Annotated in this window: 23 protein-coding genes and 1 riboswitch; of the genes, 16 read left to right on the top strand and 7 right to left on the bottom strand. The window is 42.8% G+C overall.

Annotated features, from left to right (window positions below; translation table 11 throughout):
• Nucleotides 1–127 precede the first annotated feature (127 nt).
• Complete coding sequence (locus AC3Z9T_RS20780; RefSeq protein WP_490127982.1) at nt 128–298, bottom strand: hypothetical protein; 171 nt, start codon at nt 296–298, stop codon at nt 128–130.
• Between the two features lie 12 nt (nt 299–310).
• Between AC3Z9T_RS20780 and purH the strand changes: the two genes are divergently transcribed.
• A complete protein-coding gene (gene purH, locus AC3Z9T_RS20775) occupies nt 311–1,900 on the top strand; it encodes a bifunctional phosphoribosylaminoimidazolecarboxamide formyltransferase/IMP cyclohydrolase (RefSeq protein WP_490127981.1) in 1,590 nt (529 codons plus the stop codon).
• Nucleotides 1,901–1,917: 17 nt separating this feature from the next.
• On the top strand, nt 1,918–3,201 hold the full coding sequence (gene purD, locus AC3Z9T_RS20770; RefSeq protein ID WP_490127980.1) for a phosphoribosylamine--glycine ligase: 1,284 nt from the start codon (nt 1,918–1,920) through the stop codon (nt 3,199–3,201).
• Nucleotides 3,202–3,453: 252 nt separating this feature from the next.
• Here the strand turns inward: purD and AC3Z9T_RS20765 are convergent, their stop codons facing one another.
• The 6 genes from AC3Z9T_RS20765 to nudC form a co-directional block, all read right to left on the bottom strand.
• Nucleotides 3,454–4,077 (bottom strand): DUF1481 domain-containing protein, encoded by a 624-nt coding sequence (locus AC3Z9T_RS20765; protein ID WP_490127979.1) that lies wholly within the window; start codon nt 4,075–4,077, stop codon nt 3,454–3,456.
• A gap of 89 nt (nt 4,078–4,166) precedes the next feature.
• Nucleotides 4,167–4,439, bottom strand: a complete 273-nt coding sequence (locus tag AC3Z9T_RS20760; protein ID WP_490127978.1) for an HU family DNA-binding protein — start codon at nt 4,437–4,439, stop codon at nt 4,167–4,169.
• Nucleotides 4,440–4,637: 198 nt separating this feature from the next.
• Nucleotides 4,638–5,225 (bottom strand): YjaG family protein, encoded by a 588-nt coding sequence (locus AC3Z9T_RS20755; RefSeq protein ID WP_490127977.1) that lies wholly within the window; start codon nt 5,223–5,225, stop codon nt 4,638–4,640.
• A 74-nt stretch (nt 5,226–5,299) separates the two neighbouring features.
• The gene (gene nfi, locus AC3Z9T_RS20750; protein ID WP_490127976.1) at nt 5,300–5,971 is read right to left on the bottom strand and encodes a deoxyribonuclease V; all 672 of its coding nucleotides are present in this window, start codon (nt 5,969–5,971) and stop codon (nt 5,300–5,302) included.
• Nucleotides 5,972–6,068: 97 nt separating this feature from the next.
• On the bottom strand, nt 6,069–7,133 hold the full coding sequence (gene hemE / locus AC3Z9T_RS20745; protein WP_490127975.1) for a uroporphyrinogen decarboxylase: 1,065 nt from the start codon (nt 7,131–7,133) through the stop codon (nt 6,069–6,071).
• A gap of 99 nt (nt 7,134–7,232) precedes the next feature.
• Entirely contained in the window at nt 7,233–8,012 is a 780-nt protein-coding gene (gene nudC, locus AC3Z9T_RS20740) for an NAD(+) diphosphatase (protein WP_490127974.1), read from the bottom strand.
• Between the two features lie 233 nt (nt 8,013–8,245).
• Between nudC and AC3Z9T_RS20735 the strand changes: the two genes are divergently transcribed.
• From AC3Z9T_RS20735 to dcuC, 14 genes are all read left to right on the top strand, one after another.
• Complete coding sequence (locus AC3Z9T_RS20735; protein WP_490127984.1) at nt 8,246–9,298, top strand: ABC transporter substrate-binding protein; 1,053 nt, start codon at nt 8,246–8,248, stop codon at nt 9,296–9,298.
• A gap of 25 nt (nt 9,299–9,323) precedes the next feature.
• Entirely contained in the window at nt 9,324–10,142 is an 819-nt protein-coding gene (locus AC3Z9T_RS20730) for an alkaline phosphatase family protein (protein WP_490127973.1), read from the top strand.
• Nucleotides 10,142–11,047, top strand: a complete 906-nt coding sequence (locus AC3Z9T_RS20725) for an ABC transporter permease (protein ID WP_490127972.1) — start codon at nt 10,142–10,144, stop codon at nt 11,045–11,047. Before AC3Z9T_RS20730 ends, AC3Z9T_RS20725 begins: the two co-directional genes overlap by 1 nt.
• Nucleotides 11,034–11,852 (top strand): ABC transporter permease, encoded by an 819-nt coding sequence (locus AC3Z9T_RS20720; RefSeq protein ID WP_490127971.1) that lies wholly within the window; start codon nt 11,034–11,036, stop codon nt 11,850–11,852. The genes AC3Z9T_RS20725 and AC3Z9T_RS20720 overlap by 14 nt, the downstream gene beginning before the upstream one ends.
• On the top strand, nt 11,852–12,868 hold the full coding sequence (locus AC3Z9T_RS20715) for an ABC transporter ATP-binding protein (protein ID WP_490127970.1): 1,017 nt from the start codon (nt 11,852–11,854) through the stop codon (nt 12,866–12,868). The genes AC3Z9T_RS20720 and AC3Z9T_RS20715 overlap by 1 nt, the downstream gene beginning before the upstream one ends.
• Before the next feature lie 20 nt (nt 12,869–12,888).
• Nucleotides 12,889–13,551: an HAD family hydrolase gene (locus AC3Z9T_RS20710; protein WP_490127969.1), complete on the top strand. Its 663-nt coding sequence runs from the start codon at nt 12,889–12,891 to the stop codon at nt 13,549–13,551.
• A gap of 63 nt (nt 13,552–13,614) precedes the next feature.
• A riboswitch (TPP riboswitch) is annotated at nt 13,615–13,725 on the top strand.
• A 187-nt stretch (nt 13,726–13,912) separates the two neighbouring features.
• Nucleotides 13,913–15,862 carry a phosphomethylpyrimidine synthase ThiC gene (gene thiC, locus AC3Z9T_RS20705; RefSeq protein ID WP_490127968.1) on the top strand — a complete coding sequence of 650 codons (1,950 nt, stop codon included), beginning with the start codon at nt 13,913–13,915 and terminating at the stop codon, nt 15,860–15,862.
• Entirely contained in the window at nt 15,846–16,484 is a 639-nt protein-coding gene (gene thiE / locus AC3Z9T_RS20700; RefSeq protein ID WP_490127967.1) for a thiamine phosphate synthase, read from the top strand. The genes thiC and thiE overlap by 17 nt, the downstream gene beginning before the upstream one ends.
• Nucleotides 16,485–16,546: 62 nt before the next feature.
• On the top strand, nt 16,547–17,305 hold the full coding sequence (locus AC3Z9T_RS20695; RefSeq protein ID WP_490127966.1) for a HesA/MoeB/ThiF family protein: 759 nt from the start codon (nt 16,547–16,549) through the stop codon (nt 17,303–17,305).
• On the top strand, nt 17,293–17,493 hold the full coding sequence (gene thiS / locus AC3Z9T_RS20690; protein ID WP_490127965.1) for a sulfur carrier protein ThiS: 201 nt from the start codon (nt 17,293–17,295) through the stop codon (nt 17,491–17,493). Before AC3Z9T_RS20695 ends, thiS begins: the two co-directional genes overlap by 13 nt.
• Before the next feature lie 2 nt (nt 17,494–17,495).
• Nucleotides 17,496–18,266: a thiazole synthase gene (locus AC3Z9T_RS20685; protein ID WP_490127964.1), complete on the top strand. Its 771-nt coding sequence runs from the start codon at nt 17,496–17,498 to the stop codon at nt 18,264–18,266.
• Nucleotides 18,263–19,384, top strand: a complete 1,122-nt coding sequence (thiH, locus tag AC3Z9T_RS20680) for a 2-iminoacetate synthase ThiH (RefSeq protein ID WP_490127963.1) — start codon at nt 18,263–18,265, stop codon at nt 19,382–19,384. Before AC3Z9T_RS20685 ends, thiH begins: the two co-directional genes overlap by 4 nt.
• Nucleotides 19,385–19,955: 571 nt before the next feature.
• Nucleotides 19,956–21,209, top strand: a complete 1,254-nt coding sequence (gene pepT / locus AC3Z9T_RS20675) for a peptidase T (RefSeq protein WP_490127962.1) — start codon at nt 19,956–19,958, stop codon at nt 21,207–21,209.
• On the top strand, nt 21,206–22,579 hold the full coding sequence (dcuC, locus tag AC3Z9T_RS20670; RefSeq protein ID WP_490127961.1) for a C4-dicarboxylate transporter DcuC: 1,374 nt from the start codon (nt 21,206–21,208) through the stop codon (nt 22,577–22,579). The genes pepT and dcuC overlap by 4 nt, the downstream gene beginning before the upstream one ends.
• The last annotated feature ends 36 nt before the right edge of the window (nt 22,580–22,615 follow it).

Genomic DNA, 22,615 nt, shown 5'->3' with positions numbered 1-22,615 from the left:
CATTTTTTTATTCAACTGCTGCATTACACAGCAAAAGTGGTGTTTATACAGAGTTATACACAAAGTTACCCACAATCATAAAAATAATTGAAATATATCGCGCATTACGCAAACGTTTGCGTTACAATTAGCGTGAAAATTCATCGTTGATTTTATTTTTATGCTCTGAAATTGTAGTGCCTTCTTCTTTATCTACGACTATTTTGATGCGATCACACAGCGGCAATAAAATAGGTATATAAGAAGAAACTTTATTATTTAAACTCACAGTTACGGCTTTATGGCTTTCAATATCCAAGGGATCTATCTCATGCAACAGCTTCGTCCAATTCGTCGTGCCCTGCTAAGTGTTTCTGATAAAACAGGTGTTGTTGAATTCGCTAAGGCGCTTTCTCAACGAGGTGTTGAACTGCTCTCTACGGGGGGAACAGCAAAACTGCTCGCCGAATCAGGCTTGAAAGTCACTGAAGTTTCAGATTATACAGGCTTCCCTGAAATGATGGATGGTCGGGTCAAAACACTACACCCAAAAGTACATGGTGGGATCCTGGGTCGTCGTGGTACTGATGATGAAATCATGCAACAGCATGATATAAAGCCCATTGATATGGTTGTCGTTAACCTATATCCATTTGCCCAAACTGTTGCAAAACCTAACTGCACATTAGAAGATGCCGTTGAAAACATTGATATTGGTGGGCCAACAATGGTTCGCTCTGCGGCAAAAAATCATAAAGATGTCACCATTGTCGTGAATAGCAATGACTATGAAAAAGTCATTGAAGAACTTGATAATCATAATAATTCATTAAGTTGGTCTACGCGTTTTGATCTCGCTATCAAAGCTTTTGAGCATACTGCAGCTTACGACAGCATGATTGCCAACTATTTCGGCGAGTTGGTTACACCATACCATGGTGATACCACTCAGCCATCAGGTCGTTTCCCTCGCACGCTAAATTTAAATTTTATTAAAAAGCAAGACATGCGTTATGGTGAAAATAGCCATCAAGATGCCGCATTTTATATAGAAGAAAATCCAAAAGAAGCCTCTATCGCTACTGCAACACAAATTCAAGGTAAAGCCTTATCTTATAATAATATTGCTGATACCGATGCCGCTTTAGAATGTGTGAAATCCTTTGAAGATCCAGCCTGTGTGATCGTGAAACATGCCAACCCATGCGGTGTTGCTATTGGTAATAACATTCATGCTGCGTATGACCGTGCGTTTAAAACGGATCCAACTTCAGCATTTGGTGGCATCATTGCATTTAACCGTATGCTTGATAAAGCAACTGCGGAAGCCATTATTGAACGCCAATTCGTTGAAGTGATTATTGCACCAACCGTTGCTACTGATGCACTTTCTATATTAGCCACTAAACAAAATGTCAGAGTCCTCACCTGTGGTGAGTGGGATAAGCCAGTCGCAGGATTAGATTTCAAACGGGTTAATGGTGGTTTATTAGTACAAGATCGTGATTTAGGTATGGTCGAACAAGATGATTTACGTGTCGTCACTAAACGCCAACCGACTGAACGTGAATTTAAGGATGCGCTGTTCTGCTGGAAAGTCGCTAAATTCGTTAAATCGAACGCGATTGTTTACGCTAAAAACGATATGACGATTGGTATCGGTGCAGGGCAAATGAGCCGCGTATATTCTGCTAAAATTGCGGGGATCAAGGCTGCTGATGAAGGTTTAGAAGTTGCAGGTTGTGCAATGGCATCAGATGCATTCTTCCCATTCCGCGATGGAATTGATGCGGCGGCAGCTGTTGGTGTCACTTGTGTGATCCAGCCAGGTGGTTCAATCCGTGATAATGAAGTTATTGACGCCGCTAACGAACACGGCATTGCAATGATTTTCACTAATATGCGTCATTTCCGCCATTAATAATTTGGAGTTTAAGTATGAATATTTTGATTATTGGTGGCGGTGGCCGTGAACACGCCTTAGCATGGAAAGCCGCTCAATCACCATTAGCAAACAAAGTCTATGTTGCCCCAGGCAATGCAGGAACCGCTTTAGAACCCGCTCTTGAGAATGTTGATATTGCAGCAACTGATATCAATGGCTTACTGCAATTTGCTAAAGATAAACAAATTGGTTTAACCATCGTTGGCCCTGAAGCGCCCTTAGTGATTGGTATTGTTGATGCATTCCAGCAAGCTGGGTTAACCATTTTTGGTCCAACTCAAGGCGCAGCGCAGCTAGAAGGTTCTAAAGCATTTACTAAAGATTTTCTCGCTCGCCATAAAATACCAACCGCTGATTACCAAAATTTCACTGAAGTTGAACCAGCGCTAGCTTATTTAGATAAAGTCGGAGCACCGATTGTCATCAAAGCTGATGGCCTTGCTGCTGGTAAAGGCGTTATCGTTGCGATGACATTAACTGAAGCCAAAGATGCAGTAAAAGATATGCTTGCGGGCAATGCCTTTGGCGATGCAGGGCATCGTATCGTTATTGAGGAGTTCCTTGATGGTGAAGAAGCAAGTTTTATTGTCATGGTTGATGGCGAAAATGTCATTCCGATGGCTACTAGCCAAGATCATAAGCGTGTAGGTGATGGTGATACTGGTCTTAATACAGGTGGTATGGGAGCATACTCACCAGCACCTGTTGTTACTGATGAGATCCACCAGCGTGTTATGGAGCAAGTCATTTATCCAACCGTTAAAGGAATGGATGCAGAAGGCCACCGCTATCAAGGTTTCCTTTATGCGGGCCTTATGATTGATAAATCAGGTAATCCAAAGGTTATTGAGTTTAACTGCCGTTTTGGTGATCCTGAAACTCAACCAATCATGATGCGCCTTCAATCTGATCTCGTTGAATTATGTCTTGCTGGTGCCAAAGGTGAACTAGCGGGTAAAGACTCATCATGGGATGAACGTCCTGCATTAGGTATTGTTATTGCTGCGGGCGGTTACCCTGGCGACTATCACAATGGTGATGTGATCCATGGTTTACCCACTGAAGAAGCCGCTGATAGTAAAGTATTCCATGCGGGCACAAAGCTGCAAGATGGTGATGTCACCACAGCCGGCGGTCGTGTACTTTGTGTCACCGCTCTTGGCAATGATATTGCACAAGCACAGCAAAAAGCTTACCAAGCCGCAGCTAATATCCATTGGGATGGTAGTTTCTACCGTAAAGATATTGGTTATCGTGCCATTGCACGTTTGAAATAACGACCATAAAAAATTAAGCACGCATAACGCATACTAAGCTGATAAAAAGGTTTCAACAAAACCGCTTTATCAGCTTTTTTATTGTATTTTTCAGTTGGTTTTGTTTTTTAACTAACAGGCAAAAGCTCTAAGTATTTCGTAGCCTAACTAGGCGGCAAAGTAACTTATCCCTAGGAGCATAGATAACTATGTGACTAGGGTGAGTTGCTGAAGACAACAACGTTAGGATGCGAAAGACGACGAGCGGTGAGGTTATAACGAATCTTTATTAGGTTGCCAGCGGCAAAAATCCGTATCAGCTACCATTAAAAGCTGATTGCCTTCTGGTGACTCCAACCACGCAATATTCAATTGCTTATGCCAAACTTTAGCTCGACTCTCCAGCCAGTTCTGTGCATATGGCTCAAACTCAACTTTTTTGCTATCACCCTCACAAGTCACAACTTGGTTTTGTGACCAACGGCCCTGATAAAGTTGTACACCACCGACGACTAAGGCGGTATTAATATCTAGAATGCGTTTAGCTTCAAACTGCCAGCGAATAATTTCATCTTGTGAAAGTGCGGTTTTTTGTTCTTTTTCGACTCGCTGCATGAAGATGACATCCTCATTTTTATCGAATCGCAGTTGTTCCATGATTTGCTGTTGACCTGAGTTTAGGATTTGGCTACGAATTTGCCAAAGCTGGCCTGAACGGTATTCAAAGAAATTCACTGAGGTATCAGTGCCTTTATAGGGGCTATACACCACCATAAGCACTTGGGGATTATCTTTAGCATCATTAAGGCGCCACATGCGGATCACGCCATCATCGGCAATAAACCCACTTGCGCTAAATTCAGGAAATTGCGAACGAGAAGAGCAGGCGCTGAGCATTGAGAGAACTCCCAATACCAGCAGCCCTTTTCGAATAAACAAAAGGGGTGATTTGTTACCCCTATTGATGATCCTTGTTTGCAACTTTATTATTTTACCGCTTCTTTCAGTGCTTTACCGGCAGTGAAGGCAGGAACGTTAGTTGCTGGGATAGTAATTTCTTTACCCGTTTGTGGGTTGCGACCAGCACGCTCTGCACGATGGCTGACTTTGAAAGTACCGAAACCGACCAGTTGTACTGCATCGCCTTCTTTCAACGCTGATGAAATAGCATTCAGAGTTGATTCTAATGCTGCTTTAGCCTGTACTTTAGTCAGGTCTGCTGATTCTGCGATAGCATCAACTAATTCAGTCTTATTCATAAATTATCCTTACACAGTGTGTTTATCGTTTGCTAAGCATCGAGTGCGTCGGATATGCCAAATTGACACCCCTGATACACGCACCGATAGCCACTTCTCTTCTCGCCCCTAAATGTAGACTAGTCTAGGGGCAAATGTGAAGTCTTAGTCATCAGCATTACTGCGCTAAGTCACGTTTTAATCATTGAAAACGTCAATTTAGCTTACTGTAATACCAATATTGCTGACCCCCGCCTCACGGAGGTCAGATTTTAATCCTTTAATTAACTCTAAGTCTCGCTCTTCACAGGCTGCCAGTAAACGGAAAATTTCCCACTGGATATCCCATTCTTCCTCAATTGAGGACAATTCTTTCAGTTCTTGCTCTGACATTTCCTTACCGGCTTGCGTCATTTCGAGCATTGCTACGGTACGAATTGACGCTTCACTGACTGCAATAGCATGACTGAGCGTTTCACCACTCAGTTTTGAGTGAATCACTTCACCTAAAGCAATACAAGCATCAATAGCAGGATAAACGCCATAAATATCGAAATCATCTGCTGAAGGTATAATTTCTTCCAATTTCTCTAACTGGCTATCGAAATTAACTTTGCTATCTTTTACAACCAATGTTTCCCAAACCAGATCAAGAATTGATCGGAAAGCCTTCGCATCAGCGAAACCACTTTGCAGACAAAACATTTGATAGTTGGGATACATTCTTTCGCACAAGCATGCCATAAAAGTGACATGTTGCCAGCTTTCTAATTTTTCCAACCTCAAATGAATGGGATTTCTCAACATAATTTCAGACTCATCAATCTCAATACTTCGCAGTTTACCTGAAAAACTGCTAATGCCACATATTTTGCTGATAATTAGCTGTATTTCTCATTCATTCGCTCAAAAAATGGTCGATTAGAGGCTATTCCATCGGCAAATCGTGTTGGCTCAGGTAGTCGGTAGCCTTTTAAACAACGTTCAACCCACTTAAGAGAAGAGTCAAAGCTCACTTTATAGCCTGGGGAAATGAACAAAGGGTTACAACGTTTTTTACTTTTAAGCACCCAGCCAATTTGTTCGTCACCGTGAGTTAATGACTGAAAACTACCTTGTTCTTCACCTACAGAAGCGTATTCACCATACAATCGGCTCTTGGCTACCCCAATTGTCGGAACATTTACCTGTAAACCAAAATGAGAAGCTACGCCAAAACGCCTTGGATGAGCGATGCCTTGACCATCAACTAACACGAGATCCGGTTTTTGCTGTACTTGTTGCCAAGCCGCCATCAGCCCCGGGACTTCACGAAAAGATAATAGCCCCGGTATATAGGGTAATGTTGTTGGCACCCGTGCTATCTGATACTCCACCAACTGCAAATCAGGCCACGACAATACCGCAATCACGGCTCGCGTGATCGTTCCTTGCTGCTCAAACCCAACATCGGCACCGCCAATAAAGGCAGGCTGAATATGGCTGTCATCTAAAATTATCAGTTGTGCTTGTTCGGCTTGCTGTTGCCGTAATCCCTGAGTATCTATAGCCATTGAGAATACAACACTTAATATGCTTAAAGATTAATGATAGAAGATAACAGCGTACTTACAAGGAGCAGCACGCTGTTGAAAAAAACCGATCAATGACTCATTGATGGTATTGGCGAGAAAAACGGTGTACGGCATCAACAAATGCACCTGCATGCTCAGGTGGAACATCTTGATGAATACCATGGCCTAAATTAAATACATGCCCATTGCCATGGCCAAAGCCCGCTAATATATTTTGCACTTCCTCTTCAATACGTGGTGTTGGTGCATAGAGCATAGAGGGGTCCATATTACCTTGTAGAGCAACTTTATCCCCTACTCTACGCCGTGCATCAGCAATTTCAGTTGTCCAATCAAGACCCAATGCATCACACCCTGTCGCAGCCATTTCTTCTAACCACTGGCCTCCACCTTTAGTAAACAAAGTGACAGGTACACGGCGTCCTTCGTTTTCACGCACTAAGCCATTGATGATTTTATGCATATAATTAAGAGAGAATTGAAGATAATCACGCTTAGTGAGCACGCCCCCCCAAGTATCAAAAATCATCACCGACTGTGCGCCAGCACGGATTTGTGCATTCAAGTACAAAATCACACTATCTGCAAGCTTATCAAGCAGAAGATGTAGCGCATTCGGGTCTTCATACATCATTTTTTTAATTTTAGTGAATGCTTTACTGCTCCCACCTTCAACCATATAAGTCGCTAGTGTCCATGGGCTACCTGAAAACCCAATTAAAGGAACATCACCATTCAGTGCCTTGCGGATAGCTCTCACGGCATCCATCACATATCCCAACTCCATTTCAGGATCAGGAACAGGAAGTTTTTTGATATCATCGAGACTGGTTATTGGTTTCTCAAAGCGGGGGCCTTCTCCTGTTTCGAAATACAACCCTAACCCCATCGCGTCAGGGATAGTTAAAATATCTGAAAACAAAATAGCTGCGTCTAATGGAAAACGACGTAATGGCTGAAGAGTCACTTCACATGCAAGCTCAGTGTTTTTGCATAGAGCAATAAAATCACCGGCCTGTGCACGAGTTGCTTTGTACTCTGGTAGATAACGCCCAGCTTGACGCATCATCCATACAGGCGTGGTATCTACAGGCTGACGCAACAAGGCGCGTAGATAGCGATCATTTTTCAACTCAGTCATTATTTACTCCATTATAATCAGTGGCCGCCGCAAATGGCTAAGAATGGCAATTGTAACATGTTAAGTATAACAATATCAGCGCTTAAGCAAATTGGGATCTTAGTAGTCCTCTTGACGGCACAGTGCAACCGTATCCTCAATCAAACGTCTTGCTATCGTGTCACTGGGTGGGATCTTGGGTAGATCATTGTAGTGATACCATGCTGCATTTAATAGCTCATTGGGATCGACTTTAATTTCACCGCTCTCATAATCAGCTAAAAAACCCATCATTAGCGAGTGAGGGAAAGGCCAAGGCTGGGAGGATACATAACGAATATTATTAATTTTAATACTGCTTTCTTCCATAACTTCACGAGCAACTGCCTCTTCAAGCGTTTCACCAACCTCAACAAAACCTGCCAATACGGTAAAAAGTGGATTTTGAGTATGACGACGATGCTGCGCAAGTAAGATATGATCATCACGACGAATACCAACAATAATGCACGGGGCGATTTGTGGGTAGTAACGTTCATGGCAGTGGTCACAAAGACATGCCCACTCGGATGCACTATGGCGCATCGCAGTGCCACAATAGCCACAATAACGATGAGAACGATAGAACTCTGCAAGCTGAACCCCTCTGCCTGCTAGGCGAAATAGCCCTTCATCCTGTGATGTCACTAAACGAGGGGATGCCATATCACTTGGCATTTTTTCGGCAATTAGCCAGACAATCTCTCCTTGCCACTCACCAATCGGCGTCGCAGTTTTACCTGATAATGACCAATCACTAGCAGTTCCTTTCGGGACATCACCCTGTGGTAACCACAAGCGCCCAGCGAAACAAACAAACCACCAACCTGTTTCTGTTCCAGTTAATGTTATTTTTGTCATTTTTCACATCTTGTATTGATTTAAAGGGTTTTATCTTTATATAAGATACGCTTTTTTTAGCGGATTTAATCTAGTCATTTTACTTAGTTATTTTTCATGATTGTTTTTGACATTTTTTAGACAGTTCTTTGTATAAAGTATCTAAAAAGCGTCACAAAACTGTCAACTCACTGTCATGTTGGAAAATTAGCATGCTAACTAACCAATACGGCTCCTCTATAGTGAGAGAAAACATGAAAGCTATCGTACCTGCGGTTTTGATTTCGTTAACCACCTCAAGCCTTGCCTTAGCAGCAGATACCGATTTAACCACACTGATTAATGCAGCGAAAAAAGAAGGACAAGTATACAGTGTTGGTATGCCCGATACATGGGCTAACTGGAAAGGCACTTGGCAAGATCTTGAAAAAACCTATGGATTAAAGCATCAAGATACGGATATGAGCTCAGCTCAAGAAATTGCTAAGTTTGCCGCAGAAAAAAATAATGCCACTGCTGATATCGGTGACGTTGGTGCCTCATTCGGCCCCGTCGCTGTACAAAAAGGCGTTACTCAGCCATACAAACCAACCACATGGTCACAGATCCCTGATTGGGCAAAAGATAAAGAAGGCCATTGGGCACTTGCTTATACAGGCACCATTGCGTTTATGATTAATAACGAGTTAGTCAAAGATGCACCAAAAAGTTGGGATGACTTACTCAAAGGCAAATACAAAGTTACTGTTGGTGACGTAGGTATTGCAGCTCAAGCCAATAACGCGGTATTAGCAGCAGCATTTGCACGTGGCGGTAATGAAAACAATCTACAACCAGCCATTGAGTTTTTTGCTGAGTTAGCAAAACAAAAACGCCTTTCTGTTAATGACCCTACCGTTGCAAACATTGAAAAAGGCGAAGTTGAAGTAGGTATTCTTTGGGACTTCAACGCATTAAATTATCGTGATCAAATCAATCGTGACCGCTTTACCGTGGTTATTCCTTCTGATGGTTCAGTGATTTCTGGTTACACCACCATTATTAATAAATATGCCAAAAACCCAAATGCGGCAAAATTAGCTCGTGAATTTATCTTTAGTGACAAGGGACAAATCAACTTAGCTGAAGGTTATGCACGCCCAATTCGTGCAGAACACTTAACACTTCCTGATGATATCAAAGCCAAGCTACTGCCAGATGAGCAATATAAAAATGTTCATCCAATTAAAGATGCCGATGGTTGGGAAAAATCCTCTCGCACTTTACCAAAAATGTGGCAACAGCAAGTGCTAATCCATCAGCAATAAAGCATATTTAGGAATTCATAGTCTCATGTCTGATAAAGTCATACTTGTTGTTCTCGACGGCCTGAGCTATCAAGTAGCCCATCATTGTATGGGCTATCTTAATGGCCTAATCGAAGCTGACCGAGCAACGCTATATAAAATGGAGTGTGAGCTCCCATCCATGTCGCGTCCGTTATATGAGTGCATACTTACTGGCATAGCACCTGTTAATAGCGGTATTGTTAACAATGAAATTGTGCGACGTTCCCACTTTGACAGTATTTTTTCGCTAGCACAAAAAGCAGGAAAAACGACAGCAGCAGCGGCCTATTATTGGGTCAGTGAGTTGTACAATCGAGCTCCTTTTGTTGCTACGCGAGATCGCTTTACCAATGATAAACAACTAGCCATTCAACATGGCTGCTTTTACCAAGCTGATCATTACCCTGATGACCACTTATTTATTGATGCTGAATACCTACGCACTCAGTACTCACCCGACTTTTTACTTATTCACCCAATGAATATTGATGATGCTGGTCATAAGTTTGGGCTAGATTCGTCACAATACCGTAATAGTGCACGCAAAGCAGATATCATCCTAGCCAATTATTTACCGACATGGATTGCACAAAATTATCAAGTCATCATTACCAGTGATCATGGAATGAATAATGACCATAGCCACGGCGGCACACTCCCCGAAGAGCGCTCAGTTCCTTTATTTGTTATTGGCGAGCAATTTTCACACCATACAGAATGCCGTGTCGAGCAAACCGCGCTTTGTGGAACGATTTGTGCCCTACTGGGTATTGATTATGCAGATAAAAAAATCTGTGACGAGCTATTGGCAGGAGACAATTAATGGCTGACATCAGTGCTCGCTACCAGCAAGCAAGCCTCCAGCAAGGGAAAATAGCGATGTATAAAAAATATTTCTCTCGTTTCCATTGGCGAGCAGCGCTGCTAACACTACCTTTTGTCGTTCTATTTTGTCTATTTCAAATTGCCCCCATGATTTGGGTGTTTGTGAATAGCTTTATCTACGAAGAGAGTTGGTCGCTCGCTAATTATATTGAGATCTTTAGCAACGATTTTTACTTGCAAGCTTTTGAAAACACCCTGTGGTTATCGATTATTTGTAGTGTCATTGGCTTACTAGTTTCAGCAGTAACGGCATTTTCAATTTATAAAATGCAGGGCAAAGTACGTAGTATGATGATCTCTTTCACCACCATGGCGAGCAACTTTAGTGGAGTACCGTTAGCCTTTGCTTTTATTATTATTTTAGGGTTTAACGGTGCAATAACGCTACAGCTTAAAGCGTGGGGGATTATTGAGGATTTCAATATTTACAGTGCCAGTGGGCTGATGGTTCTGTATATCTACTTCCAAATCCCTCTAGGGATTTTACTTCTTTACCCTGCATTTGATGCTTTAAAACCCGAGTGGGAAGATGCCGCCAAAACGATGGGGGCCAGCAAGTTTTCTTATTGGTGCAAAGTGGGCATCCCTGTCATTGCTCCTGCATTATTGGGGACATTTATTATCTTAGTCGCCAATGCAGTCGGTGCTTATGCAAGTACGTATGCACTGACAAGCGGTAATTACAACCTTGTGACCATCCGTATCGCTAGCCTTGTCTCAGGGGATCTCTATTTAGAACCCAATATGGCTGCTGCGTTATCGGTACTGCTGATCATGATCCTTGGTTTTATCACTGCGATCCATCATTGGCTGCTAAAACGGAGCTACCATGCCAAGTCATAGTCTCACAACAAAAAACAGCCATAACTCAGGGCTTTGGTTGCACAAATTGATTCTGATTAGTGTGGCAAGTTTGCTTGCCTTACCGATTGTTGCAACATTTGTTTATTCGATTGCAACACAGTGGGGAGCCACCATATTACCTGATGCTTTGTCTTTAAAATGGTATCTACAACTGTGGCAAGATCCGCGATTCTTGCTCGCTTTTGGGCGCTCATTGGTGATTTGTTTCGGTACATTACTAGTCAGTACTTTAGTTATCTTACCAATGACATTCGCTGTGTTCTATCGATTCCCTAAACTAAAAGGATTGATGGACTTATTGATTATCCTTCCATTTGCGATCCCACCTGTCGTTTCCTCCGTTGGGTTATTGCAAATTTTCGCCGATGAACCTTTTATGTTAGTTGGTACGCCGTGGATCCTGATTGGAACTTACTTCACCATCACATTACCTTTTATGTACCGCGCGCTAGCAAATAGTTTCCAAGGTATTAACTTGCATGACCTGATGGATGCGGCACATTTGTTAGGAGCAAGTACTTTTAAAGCCTTTTTATTGATTATATTGCCAAATATCCGCAAAGGATTATTAGTTTCCTTGCTGATTTCATTTTCATTTTTAATGGGTGAATTTGTGTTTGCCAATATTTTAGTCGGCACCCGTTATGAAACGCTACAAATCTACCTATTCAATATGCGTCAAACCAGTGGTCACTTTACCTCTGCGTTAGTGATGTCTTATTTCCTATTTACCTTGCTACTGACTTGGCTAGCGACTCGTATGAGCCGTTCTGGAGATGAATAATGAGTTATGTGATTGCTGAAAATTTGAGTAAATCATTCGGCCCAAACCAAGTGTTCTCGAACATTCAATTTACCATTGAAAAAGGTGAATTTATTACCCTATTAGGGCCAAGCGGCTGTGGAAAGTCGACATTATTGCGTTGTATTGCGGGTCTTGAACAACCTGATAATGGTGAGCTTTATATCAACCGCAAAAATATTACCCAACAAGCCGCCCAACAGCGCGGCGTGGGTATGGTGTTTCAAAGTTATGCACTGTTTCCAAACATGACCGTTGAAGACAATATTGCCTTTGGTTTAAAAATGCGCAAAGTGGATAGCAGCGAACGCAAGAAAGCGGTTGCTGAAGTGATAGAGATGGTCGAACTACAGGGTAAAGAACAACAATTCCCTCATCAACTTTCTGGTGGTCAACGTCAGCGCGTTGCCTTAGCTCGTGCGTTAGTGATGAAGCCACAAATATTATTACTTGATGAGCCACTTTCTGCACTGGATGCACGTATTCGTAAACACTTGCGCCAACAGATCCGCCATATTCAACGCGAACTTAAGCTTACCACTATTTTTGTTACTCATGATCAAGATGAAGCGATGATCATGTCTGATCGCATCTTTTTAATGAATAAAGGGGCAATTATCCAGAGCGATACGGCTGAAAATATTTACACTCAGCCGGCAAGTGAGTTTGTGGCCCGTTTTATGGGTAACTATAACCTTGTTGAAGCCGACAAAGCCAATGCCTTATTGGGGCTTAATTTACAAGGCACACTCGCTATTCGCCCTGAATCCATCTATGTTAAAGAAGCAGGACGTCACTATGGCGATCATATTTCACACCCTGTTGATGCCATCATTCTCGATCATCAGTTGTTGGGCAATATTATTCGTTACTCAGTTAATACCCAAGCGGGTAATATGACAGTCGACTTACTTAACCGCTCGTCAGAGCGTTTATTTGAGCCAGGCACACGCCTTGAGTTAATGTTTAATAAAAATGAAATTCGTGCGCTCAGTTAGCAGCAATAGAAAGGAACACAATGCAAAACAAATTGGCTGTTTTTGATTTAGATGACACCTTAATCGAAGGAGATAGCAGCGTATTGTGGACTCAATACCTGTGGGATAAGCAAGTGATTACTGACCCTCGTTTTGTTGAGGCCGACAAACAGATGATGGCTCAATATAATGCAGGCACGCTTGATATGGCGACTTACCTGCGTTTTAGCTTACAGGCGCTATCAGGTATCACCGTTCAACAAATTGATCTGTGGCTAGACAATTTTATCGATGAGGTGATCGTCCCACGCATGTACCCTGACGGGATCCGCACCCTAGATCACTATCGGCAGCAGCAGATCCCAATCATTGTGATCTCCGCAACGGTTTCATTTATTGTCAAAAAGATCGCTCAACGCTTTGGTGCTGACGTGGCTATGGGTATCGATATCAAACAACAAAATGGTTGCTACACCACTGAAATTGAAGGTATTCCAACCTTTAAGCAAGGCAAAGTTAAACGTCTATTACAGTGGATCAGCCACCAGCCAATCACCGATGCCTATTGTTATTTTTACACCGACTCTACCAATGATCTACCAATGTGCCAATTTTCCGATGAAGTGTTTATTGTCAATGGCGATCAAAAACTACAGCAAGCCGCCGCAGAAAATAACTGGCGACAGTATACGTGGCAGCTTTAGCCTTAACCAAATATTATTAGCGTACAAGTAAGCTTGTAGTTTTTATAAAGCTAATTATACTGGAACTTCTTGTCGGAGTGCTCAGTGATTCAATCACGAGCTGAGACCGTTAATTCGGGATCCGCGGAACCTGATCGGGTTAATACCTGCGAAGGGAACAAGAGTAATCTTTTAGCGTCCAATTTTGGTTATTTCGCCCTCACATTTAGGTTGATGAAAAAACGAGCAACACGGCGAAACTAACAACACAGCAAAATTAAAACGCAACGTCTTACCATTACTCCATCCGACTCCAGACAAGCAACTTTCTTACGATAAACCAGAGCAATATATTTGCTCGTGACAATGTCAGGAAATTGCTATGTCCCAAAATAATGTTATCCCTACGACCGATCTTTCGCCAAAAGCGGCACCTGCGCGTACGCGTAAACAACAACGTGATGCAGCTGAAGACTTCATCAATACCATTTCTGGTGTTTCATTTCCGAATTCACAACGCATCTACCTGACGGGTTCAAGGGATGATATTCAGGTTCCTATGCGTGAAATCCAGCTATCTCAAACCTTAGTCGGTGGTGATAAAGACAACCCGCAACTTGAAGATAACGAGCCAGTCCCTGTTTATGATACATCAGGCCCTTATGGTGACCCAGCTTCCGAACTGAACGTTCATAAAGGATTAAATAAAATTCGTGAGACTTGGATACGCGAAAGAAATGATACCACCCAAGTTGATAGTCTCAGCTCTGACTTTACCCAACAGCGCTTAGCCGATGCAGGACTAGATCATTTACGTTTTAATCATCGCCCACAGCCTTTAAAAGCAATCGCTGGTCAGTGTGTAACTCAACTGCACTACGCACGCAAAGGTATCATCACCCCAGAAATGGAATTTATTGCCATTCGTGAAAATATGGGGCGCGAGCGTATTCGCGGTGAAGTATTACTTCAACAGCACCCTGGCCAAGGCTTTGGCGCTAATTTACCTGAAAACATTACCCCTGAGTTTGTTCGCCAAGAAGTAGCAGCAGGCCGCGCCATCATTCCAGCCAACATCAATCACCCTGAATCTGAACCGATGATTATTGGTCGTAACTTTTTAGTCAAAGTGAACGCCAATATCGGTAACTCATCGGTCACTTCTTCCATTGAGGAAGAAGTTGAAAAACTGATTTGGTCGACGCGTTGGGGCGCAGATACTGTGATGGATCTGTCTACTGGTCGTTATATCCATGAAACTCGTGAATGGATTTTACGTAACAGCCCTGTGCCAATCGGTACTGTTCCTATCTACCAAGCGTTAGAAAAGGTGAATGGTGTTGCTGAAAATCTCACATGGGAGATGTTCCGCGATACACTACTTGAACAAGCAGAGCAAGGTGTCGACTACTTTACGATCCATGCAGGCGTACTATTGCGTTATGTCCCCATGACTGCAAAACGTCTGACAGGTATTGTTTCTCGTGGCGGCTCGATTATGGCGAAATGGTGCCTATCACATCACCAAGAGAACTTTTTATATGAAAACTTCCGTGAAATTTGTGAGATTTGCGCCGCTTATGATGTCTCACTGTCACTCGGTGATGGATTACGCCCCGGCTCTATTCAAGATGCCAATGATGAAGCGCAATTTGCGGAGCTACATACATTAGGCGAGTTGACTAAAATCGCTTGGGAATACGATGTTCAAGTGATGATCGAAGGCCCAGGGCATGTACCCATGCAAATGATCCGCCGCAACATGACTGAAGAATTGGAACACTGTCATGAAGCACCTTTTTATACACTCGGCCCACTCACCACCGATATTGCACCGGGTTATGATCATTTCACATCGGGTATTGGTGCGGCAATGATTGGCTGGTTTGGTTGTGCAATGCTGTGTTATGTCACGCCGAAAGAACACTTAGGGCTACCGAATAAAGAGGATGTCAAACAAGGACTGATTACTTACAAAATAGCCGCTCATGCCGCCGACCTTGCTAAAGGCCACCCCGGTGCACAGATCCGTGATAATGCGATGTCTAAAGCACGTTTTGAATTCCGTTGGGAAGACCAGTTCAACCTTGCTTTAGATCCTGACACGGCACGTGCCTATCATGATGAAACGCTACCGCAAGCTTCAGGCAAAGTAGCGCATTTCTGTTCTATGTGTGGGCCTAAATTCTGCTCGATGAAAATCTCACAAGAAGTTCGTGATTATGCGGCAAAAAAAGAAGCTGGCATGGAACAAATGTCTGAAGCATTCCGTGCTCATGGTAGCGAGCTGTATCACAGTGCAGAGGTAATGACTGATGAAAAAATTGCCTAACACGCCTTTCCCACCCACAGAACAGCATCTCGGTTTATACCCTGTTGTGGACTCTGTTGAATGGATCGAACGCCTGCTCAATGCAGGTGTTACCACCATCCAATTGCGCATTAAAGACAAACAAAATGATGAAGTCCGTGATGAGATCCAACAAGCCATTGTGCTAGGAAAACAACACAATGCACGATTATTCATCAATGATTATTGGCAATTAGCCGTTGAGCTTGGGGCTTATGGCGTTCATCTAGGACAAGAAGATCTTGAGACAACAGACCTTGTAGCGATACATCAAGCGGGGCTGCGCTTAGGTATTTCAACACATGATGAACATGAGCTCGCTATCGCTAAATCAGTGCGCCCTTCTTATATCGCAATGGGTCATATTTTTCCTACCGAAACCAAGGCGATGCCATCATCACCGCAAGGGTTAGCAACACTAAAATCGATGGTTGAGGCAACCCCTGATTATCCCACAGTGGCTATCGGAGGGATCTCTATCGATAAGGTACCAGCCGTTCTCGCTACTGGAGTGGGTAGTGTCGCGCTAGTTAGCGCGATTACCAAAGCGGATGACTGGCTAGCAGCGACAAAAACCTTATTGCAGCTGGTGGAAAATCACTGATTACCTGGATCAGGCCGATCGTTTGTTTCATCAAGCCGATCGGTTAATTCAAGGAGCATATCATGTTAAATGATCACGAATTTATGCGTTATAGTCGTCAGTTATTGCTCGAAGATGTTGGTCCTGAAGGACAAGCTAAACTCAAAGCGAGTAAAGTATTAATTGTTGGGCTAGGAGGCTTAGGCTCTCCTGCTTCGTTGTATTTAACGGCAGCGGGTGTCGGTGAATTATGGCTTGCCGATCACGATGAGTTGCATATTTCTAATCTGCAAAGACAAGTGCTTTACAGTAGCAATAACATTCCACAATCGAAAGCGAAACTCGCTGCTGAGCGCCTCCAGCAGTTGAACCCTTTAGTTAAAACACATGTTCTACAACAAAAACTCGATGCTAAAACCTTACTGCCTTTAGTTAGGCAAGTCGATTTAGTACTCGATTGTTGCGATAACATGGCAACTCGTCATGCAGTCAATGCAGCATGTGTCATCGCTAATACAACATTAGTGAGTGGTAGTGCGGTCGGTTTTGGAGGGCAATTGATGGTACTTGAGCCCCCATTCAATAACGGTTGTTACGCCTGTTTATACCCAGACCAAGAAGAGCCTCAGAGAAATTGTCGTACCGCAGGTGTGCTTGGCCCTGTTGTCGGTGTGATTGGTACATTGCAGGCATTGGAAGCCATCAAGTTACTGATTGGGTTACCTTCATCGCTCAGCGGTAAATTACGTTTATTTGATGGTAAAAATCAACAATGGAATACATTGCAACTGACACCTTCTGTTCAATGCCCAGTCTGCCGAGAAGAAACATGCGCCTTGTAATTAATGACCAACCGATGGAGTTTACGGCTCCATTATCGGTGACTCAATTGTTAGTGGCTTTAAAACAAAATACAGCAGGTACTGCGCTAGCCATTAATCAAGTCATCATTCCACGTCATCAATGGGATTCACATCTGGTGAATGACCAAGACAATATTTTACTGTTCCAAGCCATTGCAGGGGGCTAAACATGTTAACAATTGCAGATGTTACTTTTCAATCACGCCTTTTTACTGGTACGGGCAAATTTGCCAACCCGACACTGATGCAAGATGCTATTTCAGCATCGGGTAGCCAATTGGTGACGATGGCGATGAAACGTATCGATTTACGTGGCAGCAATGATGGTATTTTAAAACCATTACAAGAAATTGGCGTGAAGTTATTACCGAACACATCCGGTGCTAAAAATGCGCAAGAAGCCATTTTTGCAGCTCGACTTGCTCGTGAAGCACTAGGCACTCGTTGGGTAAAACTGGAAATCCACCCAGATGTGAAATATTTACTCCCCGATCCCATTGAAACACTGATTGCAGCTGAACAACTGGTCAAAGAAGGCTTTGTTGTTCTTCCTTATTGTAGTGCCGATCCTGTTCTTTGCCGCCGCCTCGAAGAGGTGGGCTGTGCAGCAGTAATGCCTCTCGGTTCACCAATTGGCACCAACAAAGGGCTAGCGACCAAAGAAATGCTACAGATCATCATTGAACAAGCGACTGTTCCCGTGGTGGTTGATGCGGGTATTGGTGCACCAAGTCACGCACTTGAAGCTATTGAAATGGGTGCAGATGCAGTACTAGTCAATACCGCCATTGCGGTTGCTAAAAACCCTGTTCTCATGGCTGAAGCATTTAAATTAGCACTTGAATCTGCTGAATTTGCGCGACTTGCAGGGCTAGCCGCACCAAAACAGCACGCTGAAGCTTCTAGCCCATTAACTGAGTTTTTGGGAGCATTACAATGAACAACAGCTTCCGTCAACGCTGGCAGCAGCTTGATTGGGATGATCTGACCTTACGCATCAATGCGAAGACCACTCAAGATGTTCAATATGCACTGGCTAGCCACACATTAACATTAGATGATTTTATGGCATTGCTGTCACCGGCAGCTCGTCCATTTATCGAACAAATGGCGCAAAAAGCCCAACGATTAACGCGTCAACGTTTTGGTAATACCGTGGGTTTCTATGTTCCATTGTACCTCTCCAATTTATGTGCCAATGATTGTACATACTGTGGCTTTTCAATGAGCAATCGTATAAAACGTAAGACGCTCGATAGAACAGAAATCATCAATGAATGCGAAACCATTCGCAAAATTGGCTTTGATAGTTTGCTATTAGTCACTGGAGAACATCAAACAAAAGTAGGCATGGATTATTTTCGCGAGCATTTACCGACGATACGCCGCTATTTCAGTTCATTAATGATGGAAGTGCAGCCACTCAGTACCGAGGAATATGCAGAGCTGAAAACATTAGGATTAGATGGTGTAATGGTTTACCAAGAAACTTACCATGAACCGGCCTATCAACTACATCATCTTAAAGGTAAAAAACAGGACTTTCATTGGCGATTAGAAACTCCCGATCGTTTAGGCCAAGCAGGTATTGATAAAATTGGTCTTGGCGCTTTGATTGGTTTATCAAACAATTGGCGTACTGACTGCTATATGGTCGCAGAACACCTTATTTACCTACAAAAACGTTATTGGCAAACTCGTTATTCGATTTCGTTTCCTCGATTGCGTCCCTGTGCTGGTGGCATAGAGCCTGCTTCATTGATGAATGAAACCGAGTTAGTACAACTAATTTGTGCATTTCGTTTACTAGCACCGGATGTTGAATTGTCTCTATCAACACGAGAATCCCCCTACTTTCGCGATCACGTCGTGCCGTTGGCAATCAACAATGTTAGTGCTGGATCGAAAACACAGCCAGGTGGTTATGCAGATGACCATGCAGAGCTAGAACAATTTTCTCCACATGATAACCGTAGTGCCGCACAAGTTGCTGAGTCACTGACTCGTGCAGGCTTACAACCCGTATGGAAAGATTGGGATGGTTACTTAGGGCGTTAAATTTAATAAGCTTCAAGGACGAAGCTTATTATTAACCTTTCAGTATCATTTAAATCAAATTTACAATGATTATCTTTAACTTATCAGTTCAAACTTTATAAAATAATAAAAAAAACGAAATACACACACCAAATAATCTAGAATCGTACATACAAAAATTAAATATCAGGAATTAACCTCATTAGAATTAATTTATTTAATTGATTAAAAATCAACATGTTAATTATTTTTCATTATTGTATTAATAAAGTAAAAAAACATCAGCATTATTCACCAGCATAGAGAGTCATCTAAGCAATATTAATAGGGCGAAGCTTTCAATGGCAACATTGTTAATAGAAAAAAGAGGTAAACTGAAGGCCAAACATCTTAATTCATTAAGTAAAAAATGTCCTCTATTAATTATCATTTTTCAATACTCGGTAGCATTTTGAAAAAAATTAATTAGCCTATTATTTGCCTCATCATTATTCATGATAAAACAAAGGTTGCGATAAAAATGGAAGCCTCTTTTTATCGCCGCAATCATAAAATAATACATTCATCATTATGATGTTGGAGAATGAAAATAATGAATATTGTTGATCGATTTATTTCTTATACCCAAATTAACACCACCACCAATAGGGAAAACGGCGCGGCAGGCATTATGCCATCTTCAGAAGGCCAGCGCGTTTTAGCGAAAAAATTAGTACAGGAGCTGGAAGCTCTTGGTGTTGAAGATATTAAGTTACGAGATACAGCCATTGTTACCGCAACTTTACCTTCCAACCTTGACTACGATGTGCCAACAGTGGCCTTTTTTGGCCACTTAGATACCAGTGCAGAACAAACTAACGATACTAAAGCGCAAATCCTACCTTACACAGGGGACGATCTGTGTTTAAACAAAGAACTGAATATTTATCTACGTAAAAGCGAATTCCCTGAATTAGTTGATTACTTAGGTGATGACATTATTGTTACTGATGGTACTAGCCTGCTGGGCGCTGATGACAAAGCCGCAATCGCTTCAATTATGGATATGTTGCAATATTTTAAGCAAAACCCACACATCAAACACGGTACCATCAAAGTTGGTTTTGTTCCCGATGAAGAACAAGGCTTGCGTGGAGCAAAAGTCTTTGACGTCCAAGAGTTTGGTGCGGACTTTGCTTATACCCTCGATTGCTGTGGTATTGGCGAGTTGGTATATGAAAACTGGAACGCAGGCGATGTTGAAATCGTCTTTACGGGTAAATCAGCTCACCCAATGTCAGCGAAAGGTAAGCTAATCAACTCATTATTGATGGCACAAAAATTTATTGCTATGTTGCCTGGCGGAGAAGCGCCTGAGTATACCGAAGGCCGCGAAGGTTATTATTGGGTAAAACAGATGTCTGGTAATAGCGCTCGTACCGTCTTAAAAATGGATGTGCGTGATTTCACCGAAGAAGGCTATCGTGCTCGTATGGCATTCTTGAAAAAACTGGCAGATCACTGTGAAGATTTGTGGGGTAAAGAGAGTGTAACTTGTACACTCGCCGATCGTTATTCAAACGTTTATAACAGTTTACAAGGTGAAAACCGCTACCCTATCGATATTGCCGTCGATGCTTATCAAGCCTGTGGGATCACACCTAAGGTGATCCCAATGCGCGGTGGCTACGATGGTGCAGCACTGTCACAAAATGGCCTACCTTGCCCGAATATCTTTACTGGTGCACATAACTTCCATTCAATCTATGAGTACTTGCCGGTCAAATCACTCTATGCAGCTAGTGATGTGCTAAAACAAGTGGTACAGATCACCGCTGAACGCTTCAAACCAGGAGCTAAAGCATGATCCCAATTCTAACGGTTCTGATTATCGTTGTTTTGGTCGCGCGTTTTATCCTTAAAGGTTACAAAGCTGAGCCTGTATTACTGATTGCAGGTTTAGTGTTGATGATCTTTACTTTAGCGCTCGGCTGGGGGCCTATTTTACCCAAAAATGTCGCATCAACTGGCCTAACTTGGCTTGACCCATTTGAAGTTATGCGTGATTTATTCAGTAGTCGCGCAGCAGATCTTGGGTTAATGATCATGGCGTTAATGGGTTTCGCTCATTATATGGATCACATTGGTGCTAATGAGGCTGTTGTTCGCGTAGCAACCAAGCCACTGAAAAATATGCGTTCTCCATATGTTTTGCTATTTTTCTCTTTTTTGCTCGCGAGTATTTTGCAGCTTGCCATTCCGTCCGCAACAGGTTTAGCCGTACTGTTAATGGGAACCATGTTTCCAATCATGATTGGACTTGGCTTATCGCCTGCATCCGCTGCAGGTGTCATTGCAACTTCATTGGGTGTGGCTTATACACCAACGGCAATTGATGCCATTCGTGGTGCAAAAGCCGTTGATATGTCTGTTGTTGAATATGTGCTTTATTATCAAGGTCCAGCGGCTCTTGCGACTGTTTTAGCAGTTGGTATTACACATATTTTCTGGCAGCGCCACTGTGACCGTAAGGCTGGTTTTATTCCTGAAATCGGTAAAGCTGTGTTATCCCACGAAAAAGAAGACAGCAAAAAAAGTGTGCCGGGCTATTATGCCATCTTGCCTATGCTGCCGATCATCATGGCCGTTGGTTCTTCAAACCTATTTTTTGAAGGGATCCATCTTGATGTGGTCACTATTGTACTGGTTGCAATGGCAATTTGTATGTTACTCGAAACACTACGCCTGCGTAACTTCAAGGCGGTTTGTAACGGCTTCCAACATTTTTTAAATGGTATGGGCCATGCCTTTAGTAATGTAGTTGGCTTGCTAGTTGCCGCTGGAGTATTTGCACATGGTATTAAAGTCAGTGGTGCAATTGACCAATTGATTTTAATGGCTGAATCTGTTGGTCTACCACCATTTGCAATGGCGCTGGTGTTTGCACTAGTCACTTTAGCTGCCGCAATCATTATGGGGTCAGGTAACGCACCTTTCTTGGCTTTTGTCGAGTTGATCCCGCAAATCGCACATAGCATGGGTGCAAACCCAATTGCGATGATCTTACCAATGCAACAAGCTTCCCATATGGGGCGTGGTATGTCACCGGTTGCAGGGGTTATCATTGCAGTCTCGAGTGGAGCAAAATTGCAACCATTTGATGTAGTTAAGCGAACAGCAGTACCGCTAATGGTAGGGTTTGTGATCCACTGTGCGATTATTGGTGTGTTTTACTAATATAACATAATTAAATAAATTGCAGAGGGGAAAGCA

This window comes from Providencia sp. 6390, assembly GCF_058148425.1.
Note: the sequence above shows the minus strand (reverse complement) of the source record. Positions and strands in the feature narration are given on the sequence as shown.